The sequence below is a fragment of the Ensifer canadensis genome, from assembly GCF_017488845.2.
In the GTDB taxonomy this organism is placed as follows: domain Bacteria; phylum Pseudomonadota; class Alphaproteobacteria; order Rhizobiales; family Rhizobiaceae; genus Ensifer; species Ensifer canadensis.
On the sequence record NZ_CP083374.1, the window covers coordinates 296,813 to 317,858 of the forward strand.

The window sequence follows — 21,046 nt, forward strand, 5'->3', positions numbered from 1 at the left end:
CGATCTGCCAAGCCAAGCGAGGCGGTCCCGCCGTCTGCTCGTTCCATGGCCAATGTTTCTCTATGCTACACAGCGATAGAGCCTTCGCGCTTCCCTTGATCTAAGACGTTCGTTCGAGGGCACTGCCGGGCGTCGACGTTGTCGCCCGTGTGCCCTCAATGGTGGTCAGTTGGCCAGGTAGCGGTCGGCGGGTTTGTTCGTAGACAGATTGTCGGCCATCGCCTGGCGGGCAGCCTCGAAGGTGTCCCACTGGCCGACATCGTGAAGGCTGGGGATCGTAACGAATTCGTTGCGGGCGAGACCCATGAGCGCGGCGTCGACCAAGGCATCGGCCGGCATGACGATTTCCTGGGGCAAGTGCTGCACGGGCAAGCCGGCGATATCCCAGAAGTCGGTCGCAGTGGCGCCTGGCAACACGACCTGCACATGAACGTTGCTGTCGGCGAGCTCCTGACGCAGGCTCTGGCTGAAGGCGAGAACAAAGGCCTTCGTGCCGCCGTAGACGCCATTCAGTCTCTCAGGTGCAACCGCCACGATCGAAGCGATATTGATGATGGTGCCCCTGTTCCGCTCGACGAAGGCAGGCACTGCGGCATAGGTGAGGCGCATCAGAGCGTCGACGTTGAGTGCGATCATCGCGCTCATGGCGTGAGCGTTAGATTGGAGCAGAGGCGCAGTTGCGCCGACGCCGGCATTATTGACCAGCATGGTTATCCGCGGATCACCGGCGATCTGCGCCGCGACCCGCGCCACATCGTCCGCGACCGTCAGGTCGGCCGTGACCGTTTCAACCGTGCGGCCCGTCTGCTCGTGAATGGTTGCAGCAGCTCGCCGCAGCCGATCGCCGTTTCGCGCGACGAGGATCAGATCATAACCCTTCCGAGCCAGGCGATCAGCGTAAAGCGCACCGATACCGCTCGCTGGCGAGCTTCGGTCTCTGCTCATGCCCTTTAGATTAGGCTGGACACCCAGCGACCGGTACTGAGGGGAAATGAGAGCCAGCCTCTCGTTTCGTAGTCTCGGGTCAGACAAGGCGCCGATATCGCGGCGCCAACTCGCCATTCACGAGATCATCGAGCAGCGTCTTGCGCGCGTGTTCGTACCGCGCCCATTGGCTTGCCTTCGCCAGAGAGGGAATGGTCAGCGGCTCGCGACGGTCGAATCCGACCAATGCGGCATCCACCACGTCGGCGGCACTCATCATTCCGGGCAGAAGTTCGGCTTCACATCCCGCAAATGGCCAGACATCGGTGCGGATTGCGGCGGTCAGAACCAATTGTACATAAACGCCGTGATGTCCCAGTTCGTGTTGCATCGTGCGGGCCAGGGCGATCAGGAAGGCCTTGCTCGCGCCATAGACGCCGGTTGCAGTTTCGGGTGCGATGCCGACGGCCGACGCCACGTTGATAATCGCACCGTGGCGCCGAAGGGCCATGCTCCGGGCGGCGGCCGCCGAAATGCGCGTGTATGCCCTCACATTCGTGCCAATCAGGCGGTCGAGATCTGCCGCAGAAGCTTCGGCCAGTGACTTGCCGGGAGGCAGGCCGAGATTATTGACGACGACGTCAAAGCCGGTTCCTCGCGCGAAACTGGCTTCCACGTCATCCAGGCCGCGATCGGTGCAAAGGTTTGGAGTGATGATCTCGACCGCCGCATCGGTTTCGGCTTGCAGAATACGCGCAAGCGCGGCTGGTCGATCAGCACCATTTGCAAGCATCACAACATCGTATCCGCGGCGCGCCAGCCGATCGGCATAAAGGAGACCGATCGCGCATGACGCGTAGGTCACAAGGGCCTTCGGGTGCGTTCGCGACATGACATTTCGTCCTTTCGCGACCGGTGTATGTCATTCCGCCCCGTTTGGGACTTGCCGACATCAAGAGGCTGCCTCTCGCATTCTTGCTCTACCGGCCGCGGGCGTGGCGCTCAATTCTTATGCCAGGTCCTGAGCGCGTCGCTGACGACAAGCAGGCTGATTGAGCCACTATTTCCGAGCCTTCTGGGAGAAAGACATGCACATACATCTGAAACGGAAAATCGCATTCGCCCTGTCGATGGGCGTCGTGACGACGGGGATCATCTCCTTCTCGCTTCTCGCCTTCAATCTGGGCTTTTCGAATGGATTTGTCCTGACGTGGCTGCGTTCCTGGGGGATCGGCTACGTGATCGTCATTCCCGCAATCCTCCTGATCGGCCCTCGCCTTCAGGCGCAAGTCGATCGCCTGGTCTACTGATCTGACGCTACATTGAGGAAACTGACATGCCAAAATCATCCATTCGGACGTTGTTTGCAGCCGCCGCGGTGCTTTGCTCGGCCATCGCACCGGCAAGCGCCGAAGACACCCGGCAACCAAAGGCCAACATCGACTTCCTGAAGATCGATGCAGACATCACGCTTAGAAGAATGGTGGTGCACAACCCGAGACCGAAAGGGACCGTTCTCTTCCTGCATGGGTTTCCGGAGACCCTCTATGCCTGGAAAGATGTTTCGCTCGCCCTTGGCAATGACTACGAGGTTCATGCTTTCGACTGGCCAGGCTACGGCCTCTCATCAAGGCCAGCGGTCGACAGATTTTCCTATGCACCCAAGGACTACGCGCGCGTCTTGAACGAATACGTGGCGAAGGCGGATATCGACACATCGAAGCTGACGATCTACGCAACCGACATCGGAGCCCTGCCGGCGCTTCTCCTGGCGTTGGAAAACCCTGATATCGCCAGGACGATCATTGTCGGTGACTTCGCTCCCTTCAACAGGCCCCAATACATGTACGAGAGCCTGCAAAGCCTGAAGGTGGCGGGAGCGACCGGTCAGGCGCGTGCCCAGCTGAACAAGAATCGCGCGGATATCCTCGAGAACGCCTTCAGACGAGGCCTGCCCAAGGAAGCGCAGTTCGAGGTTTCGCAGGAATTCAAGGACGACATGGCCAACGGCTGGAACCACGGCGCTATGACGACGGCAGACGCTTTCTCATACTACTATTCTCACTTCACGCGGGACCAGGACTATTTTGAATCGCAATTGGCCCGGTTCAAAACACCCGTAAATGTGGTTTGGGGTGAGAACGACCTCTACATCAAGAAGGAAATGGGGCTCGAACTCGCCTCAAGGCTCCCCGCAAAACTCAATCTTCTTGCCGGCGTTGGGCATTACCCTCATCTGCAGAGCCCGAAGCAAACGATCGAAGAGGTTCGAGCTTCATTTCGGTGACGGGGCGTAGCTGTCAGGCCGCCGATCCATACCCACTGCAAGTCGTACGGAGCCGCGGCAGGGCCCAGTCGATGAAGGCGCGCACCTTCAATGCGAGTAGCCCTTGACGCGAATAAACGATGTGGATCGGTTTCGCCTCGCCGCCATAACCTTGCAGGATCGGCACAAGCGCGCCGGTGGAGAGCTCCTCTGGCACCTGGTAGTCAAAGACCCTGGAGATGCCGACTCCACCTAACGCTGCGGCAACACAATTTGCCGCCGTGTTGACTTCGAGCCGGGTGACCGGAAGAGCTTCGATCAGTTTACCGTCGACGTCAAATCCCCAGAAGAACGAGCGGTTGTTGAACATGATGCCGTCATGCTTCGGCAGGTCGCTCGGATGCTCAGGCACGCCATGCCGCTTGAGATAAGCTGGACTGGCAACCGTCAGAAGGCGAAACTCGCCAGCCTTGACTGCGTAAAGAGAGCTGTCGGCAAGTTCCCCGAGACGAATGGCAACATCCACCTGCTCGTTGACGAGATTGACTGAGCGGTCCAACGACAAGATGTTCAAGGAGACTTCCGGGTGCTTGTCCATGAAGTCCAATGCAATCGGCAGCACGTAGCGGCTTCCGAACTCCACCGGCATCGTGATCGTCAACGTTCCGCGCGGTGTTTGATATTCACCCGAGGCGCGTCGCTCGGCTTCCTCCAGGTCGGCCACGATCTTCCGCGCCGCTTCGACATAATCACGACCGGCATCAGTAAGTTGCAGGTTTCGGCTTGTGCGAATGATTAGGTTTGCACCGAGGTGCCGCTCGAGATCAGCGACTTTGCGGCTGACACTCGGCAAGGGAGCATTCAGCTTGCGGCTGCCAGCCGACAAACTTCCGGCGTCGACCACCGCAAGCAGTACCCGCATAGCATCAAGTCGATCCATTGGACCCCGCGACTAGAGCATCCCCTTTCAAGTAGAATCACCGAAAGCGGATAAGATGCTCTAGAATCAAAGTGCTAGAGCGTCCTTTGTGCGTTCATCTGAACGCACGGCGCTCTAAAGTTTGCCCATAGGTACTGCATTCGTCCGAAGGTGACTACAGCGCCGCGCGTCTTATTAGACGCGCAAAGATCGCTGCAGCACTTTGAATTACTGCATGTTTCCTTAAATCGAATAGGATTTAAGGAAACATGCAGTAGGGATTGCAGCCGGCCACCGGCCCTGACCGGACGTCTGGAAGCAACACACCTCGTGGAGGGGCAGTCATTCCTTAGCTCTTCTCGACTTGTTCAGCGAGACGTCGCAGCCCTGGCAAATCGCAAAGGAGCAGCTTCTGTCGTCCGCCCTGCACCAGTCCCCGCCCCTCCCACGCGCTGAGAATGCGCGAGACGGTGTGGAGCGTCGTGCCGGTCATTTCGGCTATGTCCTGCCGGGAAATGGGAAAATCGATGCGCACGCCAAGCTCTTCGCGCTTACCCGCCTGTTCGGCCAGCCGCAGAACCGCGTGCGCGACGCGGCGTTCGACTTCCTCGGTCGACATCTCGCGGATGCGGGTATGGGCCTCGTCGAGCCGCTGGCCGATCGTGTGCATCGCATTGATGGCCAGATGCGGATTGCTCTCGACGAACACGTTCCAGAGCTCGGTCGGCCAGGCGAGGACGAGGCTTTCCGTTGCCGTCATCGCCGTTCCCGGATAGTCGCTGCGCTGCAGCGCGCGGGCAAAGCCGAACAGATCGCCCGGATTGACGACACGGACGATGATCTGCTGGCCGTCGCGGGTGACCTGGGTGACCTTAAGGCGTCCGTGCAGGAGCAGGTAGAACGAATCCGCCGCAGCCCCCTGCTCGAAGACGGCCTCATTCTGGGGCACGCGCCGCACGGTCGCGTGCGCCAGGAGCTTGTCCAGCTCCTGATCGCTCATCTTCTGAAACAGCGGGAGTGATTTGACGAGTGTTCGGTCCAGTGCAGCCACGTCGTTTCCTGTCTCCTGCGGATCGGCGATGCGGGCTGCTATATCACGTGCGATAGGGAGGAAGAAGCGGACAACACCCTTTCGCCGCCCTTAAGCGGCGATAATCAAGGCCCCGCGCTGTTACACCGCACCGGGAAAACGGCGCTCGAAGGCGTACAGCATGTCCGCATACCAACGATCGTCGCGAACCAGGCGGAAGCCGAGATTGTCCGGCGGCACGCCGACCGCGCAACCGCCGCTCTTCGGATCGCGAATGAAAAAGCTCATCGACGCACGGTGCTTGCCGTCGACGACGTAGATCCCGCAGGCTGGCGATATCTTCAGCACTTCGCCATCGACGCCGATCGTCACGCGACGGTGGCAGGTCTGCGTCCATTCCCAGACATTGCCGTCGAGATCGGCGACGCCGAATTCGTTTTCGCCGAACGTGCCCGACGGTTGCGGCATTGGGTTCTTCGACTTCTGCCGTGTCGATTCGCGCTCGTAGTCGGCAAGCCATCTCAGCGCCGGGTTGTCCTTGCTGCCGTCAATGCCGAGCGCGTCGTCGGGAAATTTCCGGCCGGCCGCAAAGGCCCATTGCCGATCGGTCGGCAGACGCCAGACCTGCCCCGTCTTTTCCGTCAGCCAGGCGGCATAGTTGCTGGCGTCGGTGTAGTTGACGCCGGTCATCGGGGTATCATTGCCGAGGCTTGCCGCCGGCTCACCCTTCTCGCAGGCGCCGTCTTCGACGCAACGCTGATAGTCCGTGCGGCTAACCTGGTACTTCATGATCCTGAACGGTTTCGCGAGCGTCGCATCAACCAGCGGTGCATCGACGGCAAAGCCATTCTTGATGAAGTGGCCTTCGGCCCGGTATTCCATGCGGCGCGGCTCGATCGTCACTGTCACTGGCGCTTCGATGCGGGTGTCGACCGTTGCGTCGAGGTCATCCAGCAGCCCGACCTTGGCCGAAAGCACCCCGCCGATGGCAACCAGCAGCAAAGCTGGAACGGCGACGGAAAACACCGAAACCGAATTCTTGTGACGTCTATCGCGCATGTTCTTCCCCTCCTATTGGCATGCGCCGATGGATCCGGCGCATGCCTTTGTCGCTGCCTCGCGCTGCCCAAAGACCTCTTCGGGCAACGCGGCCGATTGTCATATCGGGGTTACATCGAAGCCGGCTTGACGACCGAGGTCATCAGATCGTCGTTCCACTCGCCGGTGACCTTGAAGTGTCCGGCCGCGCCCAGTTCGAAGGCCTCGATCAGGTTGTGGTTGACGTAGGCATAGATGCCCGGCTGCCGGAATGTGTAGAAGGCCGCGCCGGCCGTGCCGCCCGGAATGAACCAGGTTTCCTGATCGAGCTCGGGCGGATTACGGAATTTGCCGGTTGCCCAGACATAGTCGCCGTGTCCACCGATCAGGTGTGGCCGTGTATCGCGGTTGGCCTGCGAGTGGATGACGAGCACATGTTCGCCAACGGCCGCTGTCAGCGCCTTCTCGCCGGTCAGCGCTCCGACCGCGCCATTGAAGACGACGTGGGTCGGGGTCAGCGTGCGCATCACCTTGACGGTATCTTCATAGGCTTCGCCGGGCGTTTCGTATTTCTTGTAGTTGCCGGCTTCGTCGCGCGGGATGTAGAAATCCTGCTCGCCCACGTAGTAGACCTTGTCATAAGTCAGCGGCTGTCCCTTCTCATCCTTAAGCCCGTCACGCGGCAGCACCATGATGGCGCCGTTCATGCCCGACGTGACGTGCCAGGGCACCATGCCTTCCGGCGCGCAATGGTAGACGAAGACGCCAGGCTTGGTCGCCTTGAAGCGCAAGGTCGTCTCCTCGCCGGGATTGACCTGCGTCAGGCCGCCACCGCCCAAGGCCCCCGTTGCTGCGTGAAAGTCGATATTGTGCAGCAGCGTGTTGGTGGCGGGGTTGATCAATCTGAGTTCGACATAGTCGTTCTCGTGGACGACCATCAGCGGACCGGGAACCGAGCCATTGAAGGTCATGGCGTGCACTTCGGTGCCGTCGCCGTCAATGACCAGCTTCTTTTCTTCGATGGTCATGGTGAACTCGACCACGCGCGGGCCGGTCTTGGCGACCTGATCGTGAGCATGAACGAAGGGCGGAGCGACGAGGTCGACCTTGACCCGTTCAATTGTCGCAATGTCGACCGGCGCCGTGTCCGCTGCCGCGGGAGCGGCGGCCGTTGCGGCCTGGGTCGAGGTCGCCGTCAGGATCGGCGTCAGCGCGCCAGCGAAGGCGGCGCCGGCCAGAATCGTCCGGCGAGTCATCTGCAGCTGTTCTGTCATCATTGCTCTCCTTGGGCATGACCGCGCGACCGGAGTGGCCGTCCGAAAATCATGCCGAAATTCAACGTGTTACGGTGTCCTCTGCCGTCCCTGGCGGGCTCACCTCAGGTTTTGACCACCGGTTTTTCAGTAGTCATGCCTCAAGTAGAACCGAGAGCGAATGACGTCTTTGTCTTGGAACAAATCGCCCCGGAAAGTGGATGTTTTTCTGCAAATCTTCGCGGGGGCGGCGTTCGCCAGGCTCTATAATTGCGTTTTCGCAAAGATGCCTCGGCAAGCCCCGGATAAATCGATCCCATCCACCCGTCCGCTCGACGAAAGAACAGGATCGAACAATGTTTAGTTACTTCAGCAAACCAAGGCCCAGCGGAGGAATCCCGCGCGGAATCGCCACCACCGGTCCCGTTCTCTTTTCCTATGGCTTCAGACCCTTCTTCCTCGGCGCCAGTCTCTGGGCGATCTTCGCCATGGCCGGATGGATTGCCGCCCTTACCACGGGTATCGACATTGCCGGCGAATATGGCCCTGCCCATTGGCACGCACACGAGATGCTCTTCGGGTTCTCATCCGCCGTACTCGCAGGCTTCCTTTTGACCGCTGTTCCGAACTGGACCGGCAGGCTGCCAGTTTCTGGCAGGCCGCTCGCCTACCTGTTCGCCCTGTGGGTTGCCGGGCGGCTGGCGCTGCTTGCAACCGATGTTATCGGATTGAAGTTCGCAGTGATCATCGAGGCCGCCTTCATGCCGGCGTTGCTCGCGATCTGCGCGCGCGAAATCATCGTCGGTCGGAAGTGGAAAGATCTGAAAATCGTCGGCGGTCTGGTTCTTCTTTCAGCCGCCAATGCGTGGTTCCATATCTCCGTCGTCCGTGAGCTCGACGTCGACGCGGCGGCACGGCTGGCGATCGGCGCTTATGTCATGCTGATCATGATTGTCGGCGGCAGAATTCTGCCAAGCTTCACCCGCAACTGGCTGAACAAGTTCGGCCGGACCGACTTTCCGGTTCCCTATAACCGCTTTGACACAGTGACGATTCTCGTCGGCGTCGCTGCTCTTGTCTGCTGGACCTTCGCGCCGCAACACATCGTCACGGCTACGGTAGCGTCCGCCGCCTCGTTGCTGCAGGCGGCCCGGCTTATCCGCTGGCGCGGGTGGACCACGTGGCCGGACAAGATCGTGTTCGTCCTGCACGCGGCCTATGCCTTCGTTCCACTCGGCTTTGCCGCCGTTGCGGCAGGCGCGGTCAGCGCTCTCGACGCGTACCCCGTCATGCATGTGATGACCGTTGGGGTCATAGCCTGCATGATGCTGGCCGTCATGACGCGCGCAAGCCGCGGACACACCGGACGGCCATTGGCTGCATCGAACCTCAGCTGCGCCTCTTACATCGCCATCATCGGCGCGGCGCTGGCGCGCCCCTTCGCCGAGATCCTGCCGGCGCACTATCATCACCTGCTCGCGCTATCGGGAGCACTCTGGATCACAGCCTTTGCGCTGTTCTGCATCGAATACGGTCCGATGCTGGTTCGCGCCCGGCGCGCGCCACGGGGTGCTGCCTAGCGCCCCGAGTAAGTTGGTTCTGCATAACCAAAAAAGAAGGTTGCCTCCGCTGCGGCAACCTTCCGACGAGGCCATGTACTCATAAAGACGCCGCCCCGCAGGATCGAAGCTTGTGCCTCCGACAGCGGACGTGAGGCGAACCTCTCGAAAATCGCTAGCGCAGCCAATAACCGGTCATTGGCTGCGCTGAAAAAAGCGATGGGGGCAGAAACACTTGCCACGGCGGCAGACGCAAGAAATCTAGCACTCATGCAGTGCCTGTGGTTCATTTCTTCGGTGACTTCCCAGCGGGGCGGGTGTCGGACCGTATGCAAAACATCCGGAACCCGCGGCGCGTGTTCAATCAACCCTCTCGAAGTCGCCTGGCTTCCAACTCTTGTCGAACCATGGCTCCAATGGAGCATACAGCCGCAACAGCGAATTCCAGCCCTTGCCGGGTATGGTTTGAACCCAGTTTCCCTCTTGTCCCGACGGAGCCTCTGGAGAGAACCAGACTGTCACCGAACCGTCCTCGTTCTTCTTGATGCCCGGCTGATTGCTGTCGATGCCTGCGAGCTTCTGGTCAGTCTCCAGCATTGATCTGGTCTGATTGTCATACACCGTGAACGACCAGAACTGTCCGACCGGAACGGGGGCAGGCAAGGTGATTTTGTATGTCTTGCTGCCGTCGAGATAGGTTCCGGTCGAGTCCCTGACCGCAAACGCGTAGGCTGAGCCGGTGCCGGGCTTCGCATCTGCCATCGCAGGTGTGATCCCCGTCGCCGCGTAGTGGAACATCGTGCGCGCGTCGAGCATGCGTTCGCCGTCGTTCAGGAACTGATAGCTGTTGCCGATGAAGCCATTGTTCCATTGACGGTCGGGGTAAAATTTCGCGCGTTCATCGCGGGGAGCAAAGACCATGGACCGGGCCGTCGCATTGCCGACCGCAACAGCCTCGGTGAGGATTGCCCTCATGCGGGTATCAGGCGCGAACGGCTTGCCCTTCTTTATGCCAATAGATGCGAACAGGCCGACAATTTCGGGATCGAATGCATCGCCCGGCTCGGTCTGGATGACGCTGTTCAGCTCCTCGTAGAAATGGAAGTCATTGGCATGGACCGTATTCATCTGCTTGCCTGAGATGTTGATAAAGGTGGTTTCCGGCGGCTCCTTGCCCGCCGACAGCCGATAGACACGCGCATGGTCCTTCACGCTCCTGACTGCCGCAGCGATGTCGCCGTAGAGCGATCTCGAACCTGAACGGTGCTGTGGTTCAGATGATTGACAGCACAGTGCGCACCAGCACGCTACATGCCTGCAAGTTTACACGTCCACGACCTAATACCTGGCAGATGCCTCGCGCATCATTTCCGGGGTCCATGGCGGCTCGTAGGTCAGCCGCACTTCGGCATATTCGACGCCGGGAACGTACCAGACGCAGTTCTGCACGGCTTCCTTGAGAAAGGCCGTGGCGGGGCAGGCCTTTATCGTCGTGGTCATCGTTACGCGGACGATGCCGCCATCCTGGACAGCAATGTCGTAGATCAAACCGAGATCCACGACATTGGACCCCATTTCCGGATCGACAATCATCCGCAGGGCGCTGCGTATGCTTTCGACCAGCTCTTCGCGTTCAGTCGGCTGCATTTTCGTGCCCCTTGTGTCCACCGACGCGGATCAGGATGCGATAGGTCTCGCCCGCCGCGTCGAAGTTCCCGGCCCATTTGTGGCCGCGCATGGCAAGTTCGGGATAGAGAAACAACGGTTCACGCGCGAGAAGTGCGAAAAGCACCTCGCCTGCCTGCATCTTTTCCACCACGGCGAGGATGCGAACCATCGGCTCGGGCGGGTCCAGATCCGTCAGGTCGAGCTGGCGCGCGGGATCCGGCCAGGCGTCCAGATCCGTGTCGCCGGCGGAGACCCTGATCTCGTCGACCTGTTCCTCCGGCGTGAATAGAACCTCCCAGTCACCGTTGCCGAGCGGCTGGTCCTGGTGGGCAAAGCCGCGGCCGGCCATGACGCTGAAAAGCGGCACCGGCCTGAACGTTGCAATCAGTTTGAGCGGTTGTCCGGGTGCCAGACCGTCGACGGCGCGCATGATGGCCTGGAACGGATCGCTACCGCTTTTGAGAAGCGGCCGGACGTCGAGTTCGTAGGGGTCTTTGATCATGGTTGTCTCCGTGACTGAAACGATGGGAAGAAGAGATGCGGACGGGCGAAGCCGCCAGGAAGCTGAAGATTGCCGGGCACGTTGCTGAGCCTTCGTGTTGCCACGAATTCCCAAAGCAACGCATTGACCGCAATCAACTGGCCAAGGCTGCTCGCCCGAAACAGCAATGCGTTGTCGAAATAGAGCGCTGTCGAGGCAACGATCACGGTGAGATAGTAGAGGCGAAACCAGAACGCCGCACGCGTTTCGACGACCAGATCCTGAACGCGCGGCGTCGGCATGCGTCCAAGCAGCGCGCCGTAACATTCGAGCCAGGTGATGAAGGGAACGATCTTGTAGAGCTGTGCCAGCCCCATGCCCGTCAGCCAGCCAAAAGTGACGAGATAGACGAGCGGACCGACGCCTTCTTCGATGCGGCCGCTCAAGACCGAAGCTACAAGGAATACGGTCGCGACAATCAGCGCCACGAAAGCGCCGATGCCGGCGCGGCTGTTCAATTCGATGAGCTTGCGTTTGCGCTCGCGGTAGATCCGCACGATGTCCGCCATGTAAATTCCAATGGCGATCACACCGGCGAGCGCCGCACCGACGAGCAGGATCGTCCGCCCGTCCGAACCGGAAAGGATCATCGGCACAATGCAGACGATCATTCCGAGGGCAACAGCACCCAGCGCCCAGACGATCCTGCTGCTATGCCGTTCGCGGTCCGGCGACAGCATGAACATGGTCAAAAGACGGTAGCTGACCCCCATGGTCGTAAAACTCAGCCAGCCGCCCAGCCCCAACGTGGCATGGAGCGAAACACCTTCGAGCGTCAGATCGATCGCGGCCGGCGCATCGGCAAGTCCGGCAAGGACGAATGCGTAGATGCCACCGAGAATGAAGGTCATGACCAGCGAGCCAAGACCAACGGCGACAAACCGCGCGGGCAAGGGCAGCGGTCGCGCCTGCCAAAGCGTCGATGCAAAGATGATGATGAGCAGGCCGAAACCGGCGATCGTCACAGTCGCCCCGAACGGCAGAAGGAGCGGTGAAAGGCTGACGGCGCCTGCGAGGCTGGCAAAACCAAGCACCAGGCTGGTTATGCCGACAACCAGCAGCGCCAGAGCCGGAAAAGCCAGGTTGGGAAACGAAAGCGGCCGACCAACGAGAACAGGCACGAACTGCAGCAGTGCCCCCGCCATCAGCAGGCTGAGCCATCCGAGCGCAATGGTATGGACGAGCGCCAGCGTCTCAGGTGCCTCGATGGAGGAAACCGGATATCCGAAGCCGAGGACCATCATGATCTCGCTGGTGGCAAGAAAGATCAGCGCGGCCGCGAAATAGGACATCGTCCAGCGGGAAAGCGTGGCTCCGAACATCGCGGTTCATCCAGAAGAGTGCATTTCCAGGAAAAGTGCGAAGCGGTTTTCCGGCCGGAAATGCGTAAACACAAAGAGATAGAGCGTTCCTGCGGCTCTGCCTAAACTGGAAACGCCCTAACCGGGACCCTCGTATCAGTGGCCGCTGCTGCTGCCGCAGCAGCAATCGCAGCCGGAGGCCTGTTGCCGGCCGATTTCGACCCGCCAGACATCCGGTCCCTTTTCGAGGTAATCCCAGGTGAATTCGCCGGGGTAGCGGCTTTCCAGCTGATAGTGCAGCGGACGCGGATCATGGTCGTTGACGATGATGAAGGAGCCGCCCTCGGCCAGCGCATTGAGCATGCCGAAGATCTTCGGATGGCGCTCCACCGGCGGGATGGTGCGCACGTCGATGAAGGGCTTGGTTTCTGTTTCTGCAGTGGTCATCTCAGTCCGTTCAGGGCGCCGTTGTTGCCTCGGTTTCCGGGAAACGCCGGCGCAAACGGCCCGGATTTGCAAAGGCTAATGCCGACGGCAACGCGACATTTTGTCGAAGCGCAAACAAATCCCGCTTTGCGCCTTCATGCTCGGTTACTTGGCATTTCGCAAAGAACGACGGGGGCACGAGGCCTAGAAACGGGTCGATTGTTTCGACAAGCCGATAGGAACCGCCATGCAGTCCACCGCCCTTTTGAAATATGCCGAGATGCGCTTGCCGCGTTACACCAGCTACCCGACCGCACCGCGCTTTTCCGCCGATGTCGATCGCAAGACCTACGCCGATTGGCTCGGCGCGGTTCCCGCGGATCGCGATGTGTCTCTTTATCTGCACATCCCCTTCTGTCGATCGATGTGCTGGTATTGCGGTTGCCACACCACGATTACCCGGCAGGACGAACCGATCCTCGATTACCTCAACGTGCTGAGGCAGGAGATCGGCATGGTGGCCGATCATGTGTCCGCGCCGCTGCCGATCGGCGAGGTCCATTTCGGCGGCGGGACGCCGACGATCATCGAGCCGGAAGAGTTCCTTTCCCTGATGGCCCTCCTGCGCGAACGCTACCTGTTTGGTCAAAAGACAGGCGTGGCTGTCGAAATCGATCCCCGACGCCTGACCGCAGCCATGGCGCAAGCGCTTGGCGAGGGGGGCGTTGGACGCGCCAGCCTCGGCGTGCAGAGCTTTGACCCGGTCGTCCAGAAGGCGATCAACCGCATTCAGACAGAACAGCAGACGGCGGATGCAGTGGCGCATCTTCGCAAAGCCGGTGTCACCGGAATCAATTTCGACCTGATCTATGGATTGCCGCACCAGACGGTTCGCTCCTGCGTCGAGACGGTCCAGGCGGCAGTGGCGATGCGGCCGGAGCGATTTGCCGTCTTCGGCTACGCGCATGTGCCGTCGTTCAAGAAACACCAGCGCATGATCGACGAGAACGTGCTGCCCGACGCTTCGGCGCGCACCGATCAGGCGCTCGCCATCAGCGAGGCGCTCTGTGAAGCGGGTTACCGCCAGATCGGGCTCGACCACTTCGCCCTGCCCGACGACGATCTCGTGCTCGCGCAATCCTCCGGCACGCTTCGGCGGAATTTTCAGGGCTATACTACGGACAATTGTGAAACGCTGATAGGCTTCGGCGCCTCGGCAATCGGCCGGTCACAAGCCGGCTACGTGCAGAACGAGGTTCCCCCAGGACTTTATGCAAGCCACATCGCGTCTGGACGGCTGGCAACGACCAAAGGCTATCGTTTGACCGATGAGGATCGCCTGCGTGCCGCGATCATCGAGAGACTGATGTGCGACTTCACGGTCGACATCAAGGCAATCGCCACCGCACACGGACGCGACCCGAAGGTCCTTCTCGGTGGCAATGCACGGCTGACGACGATGGCCAATGACGGCGTGCTGGATATCGCCGACGGCGTCATAACGGTAAGCCAGGATCATCGCTTCGTGATCCGCGCCGTGGCCGCAGCATTCGATGCCTATATCGACGACGCGCAACGCACGCACAGCAAGGCGGCCTGAACCTCGGTTGACCACAAACACGAAAAGGCCCGGTCGAGACCGGGCCTTTTCGTGTTGTACCTGACCGTTCTATCCCGCCAGGCTTCGGTAGATCGCCGGCAATGCCGCCGGCAGCCGGGTGATATTGCCGACCAGCGCATAACCGTTCTGGCCGAACATGGCAGGCACATAGGACCTCGCCTCGCGGTCGACGGTGACGGCAAAAGCGCTGATGCCGCTGCGGCGCGCTTCCATCACCGCCCTGCGGCTGTCCTCCAGCGCGAAGCGTCCCTCATAGTGATCGACGTCGTTCGGCTTGCCGTCGGTCAGGACCAAAAGCAGCTTCTTGCGGTTGGGCTGCCTCTGGAGCTCTGATGTGGCATGGCGGATAGCCGCACCGATGCGGGTGTAATATCCCGGCTTCAATGCGGCGATACGGGATTCGACCAGCGGGCCCATCGGCTCGTCGAAAGCTTTGACGCTTTCCACTTTCACCCAGTCGCGCCGCCGCGAGGTGAAAGTGAGGATCGAATGATTGTCGCCGCAGGCCGAAAGGCCATGGGCGAGAATGAGCAGCGCCTCCTTTTCGACGTCCAGCACCCGGCGATTGTCGGACCAGGCATCGGTTGAAAGCGAGACGTCGACCAGGATGGTGACGGCGAGGTCGTGAACCTGCGGGCGGCTCATCAGATGGATGCGATCGCTCCCCTGCCCGCCGGCCGCCAGATCGGTGCGAGCCCGCACCACGGCATCGAGATCGAGATCGGCGCCGTCGATCTGCGCGCGCAGGATCTCGTTGCGCGGACGCAGCACTTCGAACTGGCGCCGTACCCGCCGGATCAGGCTCCTGGTTTCCGGTGTGAGTTCAGCCCGGTCCTCCATGCCCGAGGCTGGGCTGGCCAGCACCCGGCAATGGTCTTTCAGATAGCTCGACGTCCTGTAGTTCCATTCGGGATAGGTCAGTTCTGATGTCAGCGGTGTCGGGTCGACGGCTTCCGGCGGCAGGTCGAGATCAAAGCGGAAACGCGCAGACGGGCGGCCCTTCCGCTCGCCGAGCGTCATCTCGTCAAGATCCTGTGCGGCCTTGTTGTCGTGTTCGTCGCTGTCGTCGGACGGCCGGTCGACATTGACCATCTCGGCCATCGCCAGAATTTTTTCGAAGCGGTTGAGGATGAAGGGGCTACGATCGCCCTTGCGGTTCTCCGGGTTTTCCCTGACGGCCACGTGCCGTTCGGTCTCGGCGATCTGGCTGGAGGCGGCACCTGTTGCCGCCACATCGTCATCGCGTTCGGTAATGGTCTCGGGTCGCAGCAAGGTATCGGGCCACAGCGGCACCGGCAGCAGCGGCAAATATCCCGGCGGCGCGCGATGCGGGAAGATTACCGGCAAAGTCGTATCCGGCTGTCCGGCCGCCTTGCGCAACAGCCGCAGGACACGGTTTTCGACATGCTGCTCTACCGACGGGAGTGAACCGCGCTGGCGCTCGACGAGAACGGCTTCAGCCAGGCGGCAGTATTTATGGCGCATGCCCGGAAATCGCTGAAAGACCTCCGCCACGGTTTCCTGCGCCCGCGACAGATACGTAAGGTCGGCCTGTAACGGGTCGGCCTCATCACGCGGGGCAAGCGGCATGGTCGCCATATAGGCGACCAGCCAGAGATAGAGGTCAATGTTGAGTTTCCGGTCGGGAAAGATGTCGATCTCGCCCGGCAGCATCAACGAGGCGTGATCCCGGCCAGGCTGAACGAGCTTTTCCTCGCCGAGACCCATTTTCTGTCGCCACTTCAGACGGTGGCCAGAGGTGCGGCCGCGTGCGGGAACGATCTGGACCGCGGTCTCGCCGCCGTGTCCCCGAAAGCTGATCGCCAGCATCGGCATCATGTCGGCCAGTTTGACAGCCTGTTCGGGATAACGTCGCCAGGTGCCGGTGTTGCCAATGAACCGGTGCCAGGCGCGCCCGACGGTTTCTTCGAGTTCTAGGAAATCCAGCATGGGCCTGTCCTCAGGCGATCAAGGAGGCGGCGACTTCGAGAAGGGCTGCCCGCACGTCCGGCTCGTCGGTCAGCGGCTCGATCATCGCAGCGCGCACCGCGTCCCTGATCGGCATTCCGGCATCGATCAGGCAGGCGCAATAGACAAGCAGCCGCGTCGAGACGCCCTCCTCGAGATCATGCCCTTTGAGTGCGCGCAGGCGCTGAGCGAGGTTGACGAGTGGCGCGACCTGGCTTGCGGCCAGTCCGCTCTCGCGCGAGACCACTTCGATCTCCTGGTTGCGTGGCAGGAAATCGAACTCGATCGCGACGAAGCGCTGTCGGGTGCTCGGCTTCAGGCTCTTGAGCAGGTTCTGGTAGCCGGGATTGTAGGAGACGACCAGCATGAACGCTGAAGGCGCTTCGAGCAGCTCGCCGGTCCGCTCCAGCGGCAACATGCGGCGGTCGTCTGTCAGCGGATGCAGCACGACGGTGACATCCTTGCGTGCCTCGACGATCTCGTCGAGGTAGCAGATCCCGCCTTCACGCACGGCGCGCGTCAGGGGGCCATCGACCCAGATCGTATCTCCGCCCTTCAACAGGTAGCGTCCGGTCAGATCCGCTGCGGCCAGATCGTCATGGCAGGAGACGGTGGAAAGCGGCAGGCCGAGCTTTGCTGCCATATGGCTGACGAAACGCGTCTTGCCGCAACCGGTCGGCCCCTTGAGCAGAAGCGGCAATTGCCGGACCCAGGCATTCTCGAACAGCGCGCATTCATTGCCGGAGGGGCTATAGGCCGGAATGTCGATCGATACCGGTACCAGGCTTGGTTGAACAATGCTCATGGCATGACTCCGTAAAAAAGGAGGAAGGAGATTGGCCGGTCCGGGTAACCCGGACCGGCACGTTCATTCATTCTGCGGGCTGCATCGATGCGCTCAGCGTCTTGCTGCGTTCCCGGCCGGGGACGAGGATTGCCCAGACGAACATCAGTGCCGAGATCAGCACGAAGACGCCGGAGCCAAGGCGGATCCAGTAGAACAGCGCGAGCTGGTCCTGGACGTCCATGTAGCTTTCACCGAGCACGCGCTGCAGATGGGCCTGCAGCACACCGGCGAAGGTGAGCGCGAAGGTCATCACGGACATGGCCGTGCACATGATCCAGAAGCTGACCATCGAAAGCATCTGGTTATAGGGCGCCCGCCCGCGGATTTCGGGGATCGCATAGGCCATGACCGCAAGGTTGAGCATGACATAGGCACCGAAGAAGGCGAGGTGCCCGTGAGCGGCGGTCACCTGTGTGCCGTGGGTGTAGTAGTTCACCGACGACAGCGTGTGCAGGAAGCCCCAGACGCCGGCGCCGAAGAAGGCCATCACCGAGCAGCCGATCGACCACAGCAGCGCTGCCCTGTTCGGATGCTTGCGACCGGCCTTCCAGGTCATCACGAAGGTGAAGATCACCATGGTGAAGAACGGTGCGACCTCGAGCGTCGAGAACAGCGAACCGATCCACTGCCAGTAGCCCGGCGCGCCGATCCAGTAGTAGTGGTGGCCAGTGCCGAGGATGCCTGAAAACAGTGCCAGGCCGACGATGACATAGAGCCACTTTTCGACGACTTCCCGGTCGATGCCGTTGAGCTTGATCATCAGGAAGGCGAGCACCGAAGCCATGATCAGTTCCCAGACGCCTTCGACCCAGAGATGAACCACGTACCACCAGTACATCTTGTCGAGCGCGAGATTGATCGGATTGTAGAAGGCAAAGAGGAAGAAGATCGCCACACCCCAGAGCCCGAAGATCAGGATGTTGGTGACGGTCGTCTTGCGGCCCTTAAGGACCGTCAGCGTGATGTTATAGAGGAACATCAGAGCGACGATGACGATGCCGACCTTGATCGCGAAGGGTTGTTCGAGAAACTCTCGGCCTTCGTGGATGTGCAGGAGATAGCCGACGACGGCAATCGCAGCCGCGATCAGGAAGATCCAGAACTGCGCGATTGCGATCTTCGTGCTGTAAAGCTCGGTCTCCGCCTCTTCCGGCAGGAGATAATAGGTGGCCCCCATGAAGCCCATCAGCAGCCAGACGATGAGCGCGTTGGTGTGCACCATGCGAACGATGTTGAAAGGCAACAGTTCGGACAAGGTATTGGGAAGGACGTAGATGGTGCCGGCAAGGACGCCGAACAGCACCTGGGCGAGGAACAGGCCGATTGCTCCGTAGAAGTAGAGCATTGCGACCTTCTGGGTCTGGTATTTCATGATTTCACACTCCAATCGCAACGCTTAGCCGGCCTCGTTCGGCGGCCAGTTCTGGGTCTTGATGCGGCTCGTCCACTCCAGGAAATCGGCGAGGTCGTTGAGTTCCTGTTCGGTCAGGTTGAACTGCGGCATCTGGCGGCGCCCTTCGATGCCGCTCGGCTGGGCCGCCATCCAGGCCTTCATCGTCTCGCGCGCACCTTCCGGATCGGTCTCGCCGCCCCAGCGTTTCCAGACATTGCCGAGCTCGGGCGCGAAATAGGCGCCTTCACCGAGAAGCGTGTGGCAGTTGATACAGGCGTTCTTTTCCCAGACGTGCTTGCCGCGGGCGACGGCGTCCGTCAGGGTCGACTCATCGGTCGAAACAGTCCGCATGTAGTAGTGACTGTGGGCGGTAAGCCCGACAAAGATTGCAAAAAAGAAAAAGGACCCGCCGTAAAAGACGTTTCGGGCCCCGGTCTTGGTGAGGCGTTCTGCCATCACGTCATCCTTTCGACTTCGGCCGGCCGCAAACACCGTGGCCGGCTTATCTGATCCCCTCCCCGCTTGGCGCCGCGACGTGCGGCACCGACGAACTGTCGGGGCGCGACCCATGTCTAGGGATTTCCGAAGGGCCTTCTTTGCGTTTTGGCAAACAAGACAGAGAGTGGTTTCAAGCGGATAGCACCACGTCCATCGCAAGCTTGGCCAGGGCCAGAAGCGCAAGCATCATCGGCCAGGCCAAGAGGCCAAACCGCAGGCCAGCCGGCGCCTGACCAAGGCCCATGAAATCGAGGGCAACAAGCCGGCATTTGATCACCGCCAGCACCAGCAGGGCCGCGATCACGAAAGCCGTGCCGCCGCAAATCGTCATGATGGCCATGCCCGAAAGCACGATCGCGATCAGCACGGCAAAGGTATTGCGAAGTCGGCGCGCATTGTGATGGGTCATGGCGTCACGCGAGATAGATGATCGGGAACATCACGATCCAGACAAGGTCGATGACGTGCCAGAGCGTGGTGATCAGAGCGATGTTTCCCGGGCTTGGGCGCCAGGCGACCAACAGCAGAATCACGCTGCCGAAGGCGACATGCAGCAGGTGGAAGCCAGTGATGAGGAAATAGAGCTCGAAGAAGGCGCCGAACTTCGGCAACCCGGCGACGGCGACTTCGGTCGAATATTCGAACAGCTTGATGGCCACGAAGGCGAAACCGAAGAGCGCGGCAAGAACGAGCGCGCGCCGGCGCGTCGGCGTCGAAGCTGCCGGACGCGTCGCCAGAGCCGCCTGCCAGCCGCTGGTCAGAAGAACGAGCGTATTGATACCTGCGAGCAACGGGTTGAGATGTGAACGGGCGGCGGCAAACGCGTCCGCCTGGATGACACCGACCACGAGAAAACCTACGAGCAGGATGCCGAAGGCGGCCAACTCGCTCCACACCAGCACCCAAAGCAGAAGGTCATCCGCGGATGCGTTCTCGTCTGCGTCTTGAACCGGGAGTGCCCGTCCGTCCATGCGCCAACTCCTTTGCCGGAACCGGCCGACACCTAGGCAGGCGGGGATGACCTGTCTTTGCGATTACGCAAAGAGGCCTGGCAACTGGGCTGATAGCAGCAGGATCATTCCAGGAGTTTTTCGATGACAGATGCTCAAATCGGCCTTTCCGTCGCAACCCCGATCATTGTCGGGTTCGCCATCCTTCTCTATCGCATGGGGGTCCTGCAGCGTGCGGCAACGCTGTCGGCTATCCTGTTTTCCGTCGCGATCGCCGTCGTGCTCTTCCTCGACCCGTCGCAATAGCCATGTCGCGGATGTCTCCTCACCAGGCGGTCACCATCCAGTTTGCGAAATGTCAAAGATCGCCCTTTCGATTGCGCCTAGACGTTTGAGGGATGACAAATCTCGCTGACGGAGCTGCCCATGCCCGGACGGACTGCCTTGGAAGAAGGCTATCAGAGCCTACTCGGATTGTGTGATCGCCTCGAGGCGATTGCCGACTCCCTGCCGCGCCGCATCGATGCGGCCGCTTGCAGCGAGATTGCAGAGAAGTTGCCATCGACGCTGCTGGCCGTGCACAGGCTTGAGGATCAGATCCTGTTTCCAGCCATCATGGCGGCAAGAAGCCCCAACGACGGACAGAGGCTGATCGAGCGTTTGCGCGACGAGCACCGGCATGACGGAAAACTGGCCGAGCAAGTCGCCCGCGTCCTCCATGAACTGCTTCACGCGCGCTGCCCGCACAGCTGGGAGGCGATCGGCTACATGCTGCGCGCCTTTTTCGAAACCGTCCGGCGCCATATCGCGACAGAACGGTTGCTCCTTGCTGAGAGGATCTGAG

23 protein-coding genes are annotated in these 21,046 nt (G+C 60.8%); 6 read left to right on the forward strand and 17 right to left on the reverse strand.

Translation table 11 applies throughout. The features are described 5' to 3' along the window. Positions 1–165: 165 nt before the first annotated feature. Together J3R84_RS34785 and J3R84_RS34790 are read right to left on the reverse strand one after the other, a co-directional pair. Positions 166–945 carry an SDR family NAD(P)-dependent oxidoreductase gene (locus J3R84_RS34785; RefSeq protein ID WP_203527563.1) on the reverse strand — a complete coding sequence of 260 codons (780 nt, stop codon included), beginning with the start codon at positions 943–945 and terminating at the stop codon, positions 166–168. Positions 946–1,024: 79 nt separating this feature from the next. Continuing rightward, positions 1,025–1,816 carry an SDR family NAD(P)-dependent oxidoreductase gene (locus tag J3R84_RS34790; protein ID WP_057220035.1) on the reverse strand — a complete coding sequence of 264 codons (792 nt, stop codon included), beginning with the start codon at positions 1,814–1,816 and terminating at the stop codon, positions 1,025–1,027. A 196-nt stretch (positions 1,817–2,012) separates the two neighbouring features. Here J3R84_RS34790 and J3R84_RS34795 point away from each other — a divergent pair, with 196 nt between their 5' ends. Both J3R84_RS34795 and J3R84_RS34800 read left to right on the forward strand, forming a co-directional pair. Further along, positions 2,013–2,234, forward strand: a complete 222-nt coding sequence (locus J3R84_RS34795) for a DUF2798 domain-containing protein (RefSeq protein ID WP_025430193.1) — start codon at positions 2,013–2,015, stop codon at positions 2,232–2,234. A gap of 26 nt (positions 2,235–2,260) precedes the next feature. Continuing rightward, positions 2,261–3,211 carry an alpha/beta fold hydrolase gene (locus J3R84_RS34800; RefSeq protein ID WP_057220036.1) on the forward strand — a complete coding sequence of 317 codons (951 nt, stop codon included), beginning with the start codon at positions 2,261–2,263 and terminating at the stop codon, positions 3,209–3,211. A 13-nt stretch (positions 3,212–3,224) separates the two neighbouring features. On the opposite strand, the gene J3R84_RS34805 is transcribed toward J3R84_RS34800, so the two are convergent. The 4 genes from J3R84_RS34805 to nirK form a co-directional block, all read right to left on the reverse strand. Then, entirely contained in the window at positions 3,225–4,130 is a 906-nt protein-coding gene (locus tag J3R84_RS34805) for a LysR family transcriptional regulator (protein WP_203527561.1), read from the reverse strand. 328 nt (positions 4,131–4,458) lie between these two features. Continuing rightward, positions 4,459–5,160 (reverse strand): Crp/Fnr family transcriptional regulator, encoded by a 702-nt coding sequence (locus tag J3R84_RS34810; RefSeq protein ID WP_025430196.1) that lies wholly within the window; start codon positions 5,158–5,160, stop codon positions 4,459–4,461. A 120-nt stretch (positions 5,161–5,280) separates the two neighbouring features. Beyond that, positions 5,281–6,198 carry an SUMF1/EgtB/PvdO family nonheme iron enzyme gene (locus tag J3R84_RS34815; RefSeq protein ID WP_203527559.1) on the reverse strand — a complete coding sequence of 306 codons (918 nt, stop codon included), beginning with the start codon at positions 6,196–6,198 and terminating at the stop codon, positions 5,281–5,283. Positions 6,199–6,308: 110 nt separating this feature from the next. Beyond that, a complete protein-coding gene (gene nirK / locus J3R84_RS34820) occupies positions 6,309–7,451 on the reverse strand; it encodes a copper-containing nitrite reductase (protein ID WP_057217232.1) in 1,143 nt (380 codons plus the stop codon). Between the two features lie 335 nt (positions 7,452–7,786). Between nirK and J3R84_RS34825 the strand changes: the two genes are divergently transcribed. Then, positions 7,787–9,010 (forward strand): NnrS family protein, encoded by a 1,224-nt coding sequence (locus J3R84_RS34825; protein WP_057217023.1) that lies wholly within the window; start codon positions 7,787–7,789, stop codon positions 9,008–9,010. A gap of 339 nt (positions 9,011–9,349) precedes the next feature. Here the strand turns inward: J3R84_RS34825 and J3R84_RS34830 are convergent, their stop codons facing one another. The 5 genes from J3R84_RS34830 to J3R84_RS34850 form a co-directional block, all read right to left on the reverse strand. Beyond that, a complete protein-coding gene (locus tag J3R84_RS34830; RefSeq protein ID WP_244494261.1) occupies positions 9,350–10,201 on the reverse strand; it encodes a DUF1214 domain-containing protein in 852 nt (283 codons plus the stop codon). A gap of 126 nt (positions 10,202–10,327) precedes the next feature. Then, positions 10,328–10,636, reverse strand: coding sequence for a metal-sulfur cluster assembly factor (locus J3R84_RS34835; protein ID WP_025430202.1), 309 nt, complete (start codon positions 10,634–10,636; stop codon positions 10,328–10,330). Next, positions 10,623–11,159, reverse strand: a complete 537-nt coding sequence (locus J3R84_RS34840) for a DUF2249 domain-containing protein (protein WP_057220038.1) — start codon at positions 11,157–11,159, stop codon at positions 10,623–10,625. The genes J3R84_RS34835 and J3R84_RS34840 overlap by 14 nt, the downstream gene beginning before the upstream one ends. Further along, positions 11,156–12,520: a hypothetical protein gene (locus J3R84_RS34845; RefSeq protein WP_057217020.1), complete on the reverse strand. Its 1,365-nt coding sequence runs from the start codon at positions 12,518–12,520 to the stop codon at positions 11,156–11,158. The genes J3R84_RS34840 and J3R84_RS34845 overlap by 4 nt, the downstream gene beginning before the upstream one ends. A gap of 135 nt (positions 12,521–12,655) precedes the next feature. Beyond that, on the reverse strand, positions 12,656–12,946 hold the full coding sequence (locus J3R84_RS34850; RefSeq protein ID WP_057220039.1) for a DUF2249 domain-containing protein: 291 nt from the start codon (positions 12,944–12,946) through the stop codon (positions 12,656–12,658). A 226-nt stretch (positions 12,947–13,172) separates the two neighbouring features. On the opposite strand from J3R84_RS34850, the gene hemN reads away from it, so the two are divergent. Next, positions 13,173–14,525 (forward strand): oxygen-independent coproporphyrinogen III oxidase, encoded by a 1,353-nt coding sequence (gene hemN / locus J3R84_RS34855; RefSeq protein ID WP_057220040.1) that lies wholly within the window; start codon positions 13,173–13,175, stop codon positions 14,523–14,525. A 69-nt stretch (positions 14,526–14,594) separates the two neighbouring features. On the opposite strand, the gene J3R84_RS34860 is transcribed toward hemN, so the two are convergent. The 6 genes from J3R84_RS34860 to J3R84_RS34885 form a co-directional block, all read right to left on the reverse strand. Beyond that, on the reverse strand, positions 14,595–16,496 hold the full coding sequence (locus tag J3R84_RS34860; protein WP_057217016.1) for a nitric oxide reductase activation protein NorD: 1,902 nt from the start codon (positions 16,494–16,496) through the stop codon (positions 14,595–14,597). Positions 16,497–16,506: 10 nt separating this feature from the next. After that, a complete protein-coding gene (locus tag J3R84_RS34865; RefSeq protein ID WP_025430208.1) occupies positions 16,507–17,319 on the reverse strand; it encodes a CbbQ/NirQ/NorQ/GpvN family protein in 813 nt (270 codons plus the stop codon). Positions 17,320–17,386: 67 nt separating this feature from the next. Continuing rightward, on the reverse strand, positions 17,387–18,733 hold the full coding sequence (locus J3R84_RS34870; protein ID WP_025430209.1) for a nitric-oxide reductase large subunit: 1,347 nt from the start codon (positions 18,731–18,733) through the stop codon (positions 17,387–17,389). Between the two features lie 24 nt (positions 18,734–18,757). Then, on the reverse strand, positions 18,758–19,210 hold the full coding sequence (locus J3R84_RS34875; RefSeq protein ID WP_025430210.1) for a c-type cytochrome: 453 nt from the start codon (positions 19,208–19,210) through the stop codon (positions 18,758–18,760). 172 nt (positions 19,211–19,382) lie between these two features. Beyond that, positions 19,383–19,661, reverse strand: coding sequence for a cytochrome C oxidase subunit IV family protein (locus J3R84_RS34880; RefSeq protein WP_057217014.1), 279 nt, complete (start codon positions 19,659–19,661; stop codon positions 19,383–19,385). Positions 19,662–19,665: 4 nt separating this feature from the next. Next, a complete protein-coding gene (locus J3R84_RS34885) occupies positions 19,666–20,223 on the reverse strand; it encodes a cytochrome c oxidase subunit 3 (protein WP_025430212.1) in 558 nt (185 codons plus the stop codon). A gap of 123 nt (positions 20,224–20,346) precedes the next feature. Here J3R84_RS34885 and J3R84_RS34890 point away from each other — a divergent pair, with 123 nt between their 5' ends. After that, positions 20,347–20,508 (forward strand): hypothetical protein, encoded by a 162-nt coding sequence (locus J3R84_RS34890; RefSeq protein WP_164474911.1) that lies wholly within the window; start codon positions 20,347–20,349, stop codon positions 20,506–20,508. Positions 20,509–20,628: 120 nt separating this feature from the next. Further along, complete coding sequence (locus J3R84_RS34895; protein WP_057247457.1) at positions 20,629–21,045, forward strand: hemerythrin domain-containing protein; 417 nt, start codon at positions 20,629–20,631, stop codon at positions 21,043–21,045. The last annotated feature ends 1 nt before the right edge of the window (position 21,046 follow it).

Bases quoted from the DNA above. Each gene is read 5' to 3' on its own strand.
- J3R84_RS34785 (WP_203527563.1), bottom strand. From the start codon at position 945: ATGAGCAGAGACCGAAGCTCGCCAGCGAGCGGTATCGGTGCGCTTTAC.
- J3R84_RS34790 (WP_057220035.1), bottom strand. From the start codon at position 1,816: ATGTCGCGAACGCACCCGAAGGCCCTTGTGACCTACGCGTCATGCGCG.
- J3R84_RS34795 (WP_025430193.1), top strand. From the start codon at position 2,013: ATGCACATACATCTGAAACGGAAAATCGCATTCGCCCTGTCGATGGGC.
- J3R84_RS34800 (WP_057220036.1), top strand. From the start codon at position 2,261: ATGCCAAAATCATCCATTCGGACGTTGTTTGCAGCCGCCGCGGTGCTT.
- J3R84_RS34805 (WP_203527561.1), bottom strand. From the start codon at position 4,130: ATGGATCGACTTGATGCTATGCGGGTACTGCTTGCGGTGGTCGACGCC.
- J3R84_RS34815 (WP_203527559.1), bottom strand. From the start codon at position 6,198: ATGCGCGATAGACGTCACAAGAATTCGGTTTCGGTGTTTTCCGTCGCC.
- nirK (WP_057217232.1), bottom strand. From the start codon at position 7,451: ATGACAGAACAGCTGCAGATGACTCGCCGGACGATTCTGGCCGGCGCC.
- J3R84_RS34825 (WP_057217023.1), top strand. From the start codon at position 7,787: ATGTTTAGTTACTTCAGCAAACCAAGGCCCAGCGGAGGAATCCCGCGC.
- J3R84_RS34835 (WP_025430202.1), bottom strand. From the start codon at position 10,636: ATGCAGCCGACTGAACGCGAAGAGCTGGTCGAAAGCATACGCAGCGCC.
- J3R84_RS34840 (WP_057220038.1), bottom strand. From the start codon at position 11,159: ATGATCAAAGACCCCTACGAACTCGACGTCCGGCCGCTTCTCAAAAGC.
- J3R84_RS34845 (WP_057217020.1), bottom strand. From the start codon at position 12,520: ATGTTCGGAGCCACGCTTTCCCGCTGGACGATGTCCTATTTCGCGGCC.
- J3R84_RS34850 (WP_057220039.1), bottom strand. From the start codon at position 12,946: ATGACCACTGCAGAAACAGAAACCAAGCCCTTCATCGACGTGCGCACC.
- hemN (WP_057220040.1), top strand. From the start codon at position 13,173: ATGCAGTCCACCGCCCTTTTGAAATATGCCGAGATGCGCTTGCCGCGT.
- J3R84_RS34860 (WP_057217016.1), bottom strand. From the start codon at position 16,496: ATGCTGGATTTCCTAGAACTCGAAGAAACCGTCGGGCGCGCCTGGCAC.
- J3R84_RS34865 (WP_025430208.1), bottom strand. From the start codon at position 17,319: ATGAGCATTGTTCAACCAAGCCTGGTACCGGTATCGATCGACATTCCG.
- J3R84_RS34870 (WP_025430209.1), bottom strand. From the start codon at position 18,733: ATGAAATACCAGACCCAGAAGGTCGCAATGCTCTACTTCTACGGAGCA.
- J3R84_RS34875 (WP_025430210.1), bottom strand. From the start codon at position 19,210: ATGGCAGAACGCCTCACCAAGACCGGGGCCCGAAACGTCTTTTACGGC.
- J3R84_RS34880 (WP_057217014.1), bottom strand. From the start codon at position 19,661: ATGACCCATCACAATGCGCGCCGACTTCGCAATACCTTTGCCGTGCTG.
- J3R84_RS34885 (WP_025430212.1), bottom strand. From the start codon at position 20,223: ATGGACGGACGGGCACTCCCGGTTCAAGACGCAGACGAGAACGCATCC.
- J3R84_RS34890 (WP_164474911.1), top strand. From the start codon at position 20,347: ATGACAGATGCTCAAATCGGCCTTTCCGTCGCAACCCCGATCATTGTC.
- J3R84_RS34895 (WP_057247457.1), top strand. From the start codon at position 20,629: ATGCCCGGACGGACTGCCTTGGAAGAAGGCTATCAGAGCCTACTCGGA.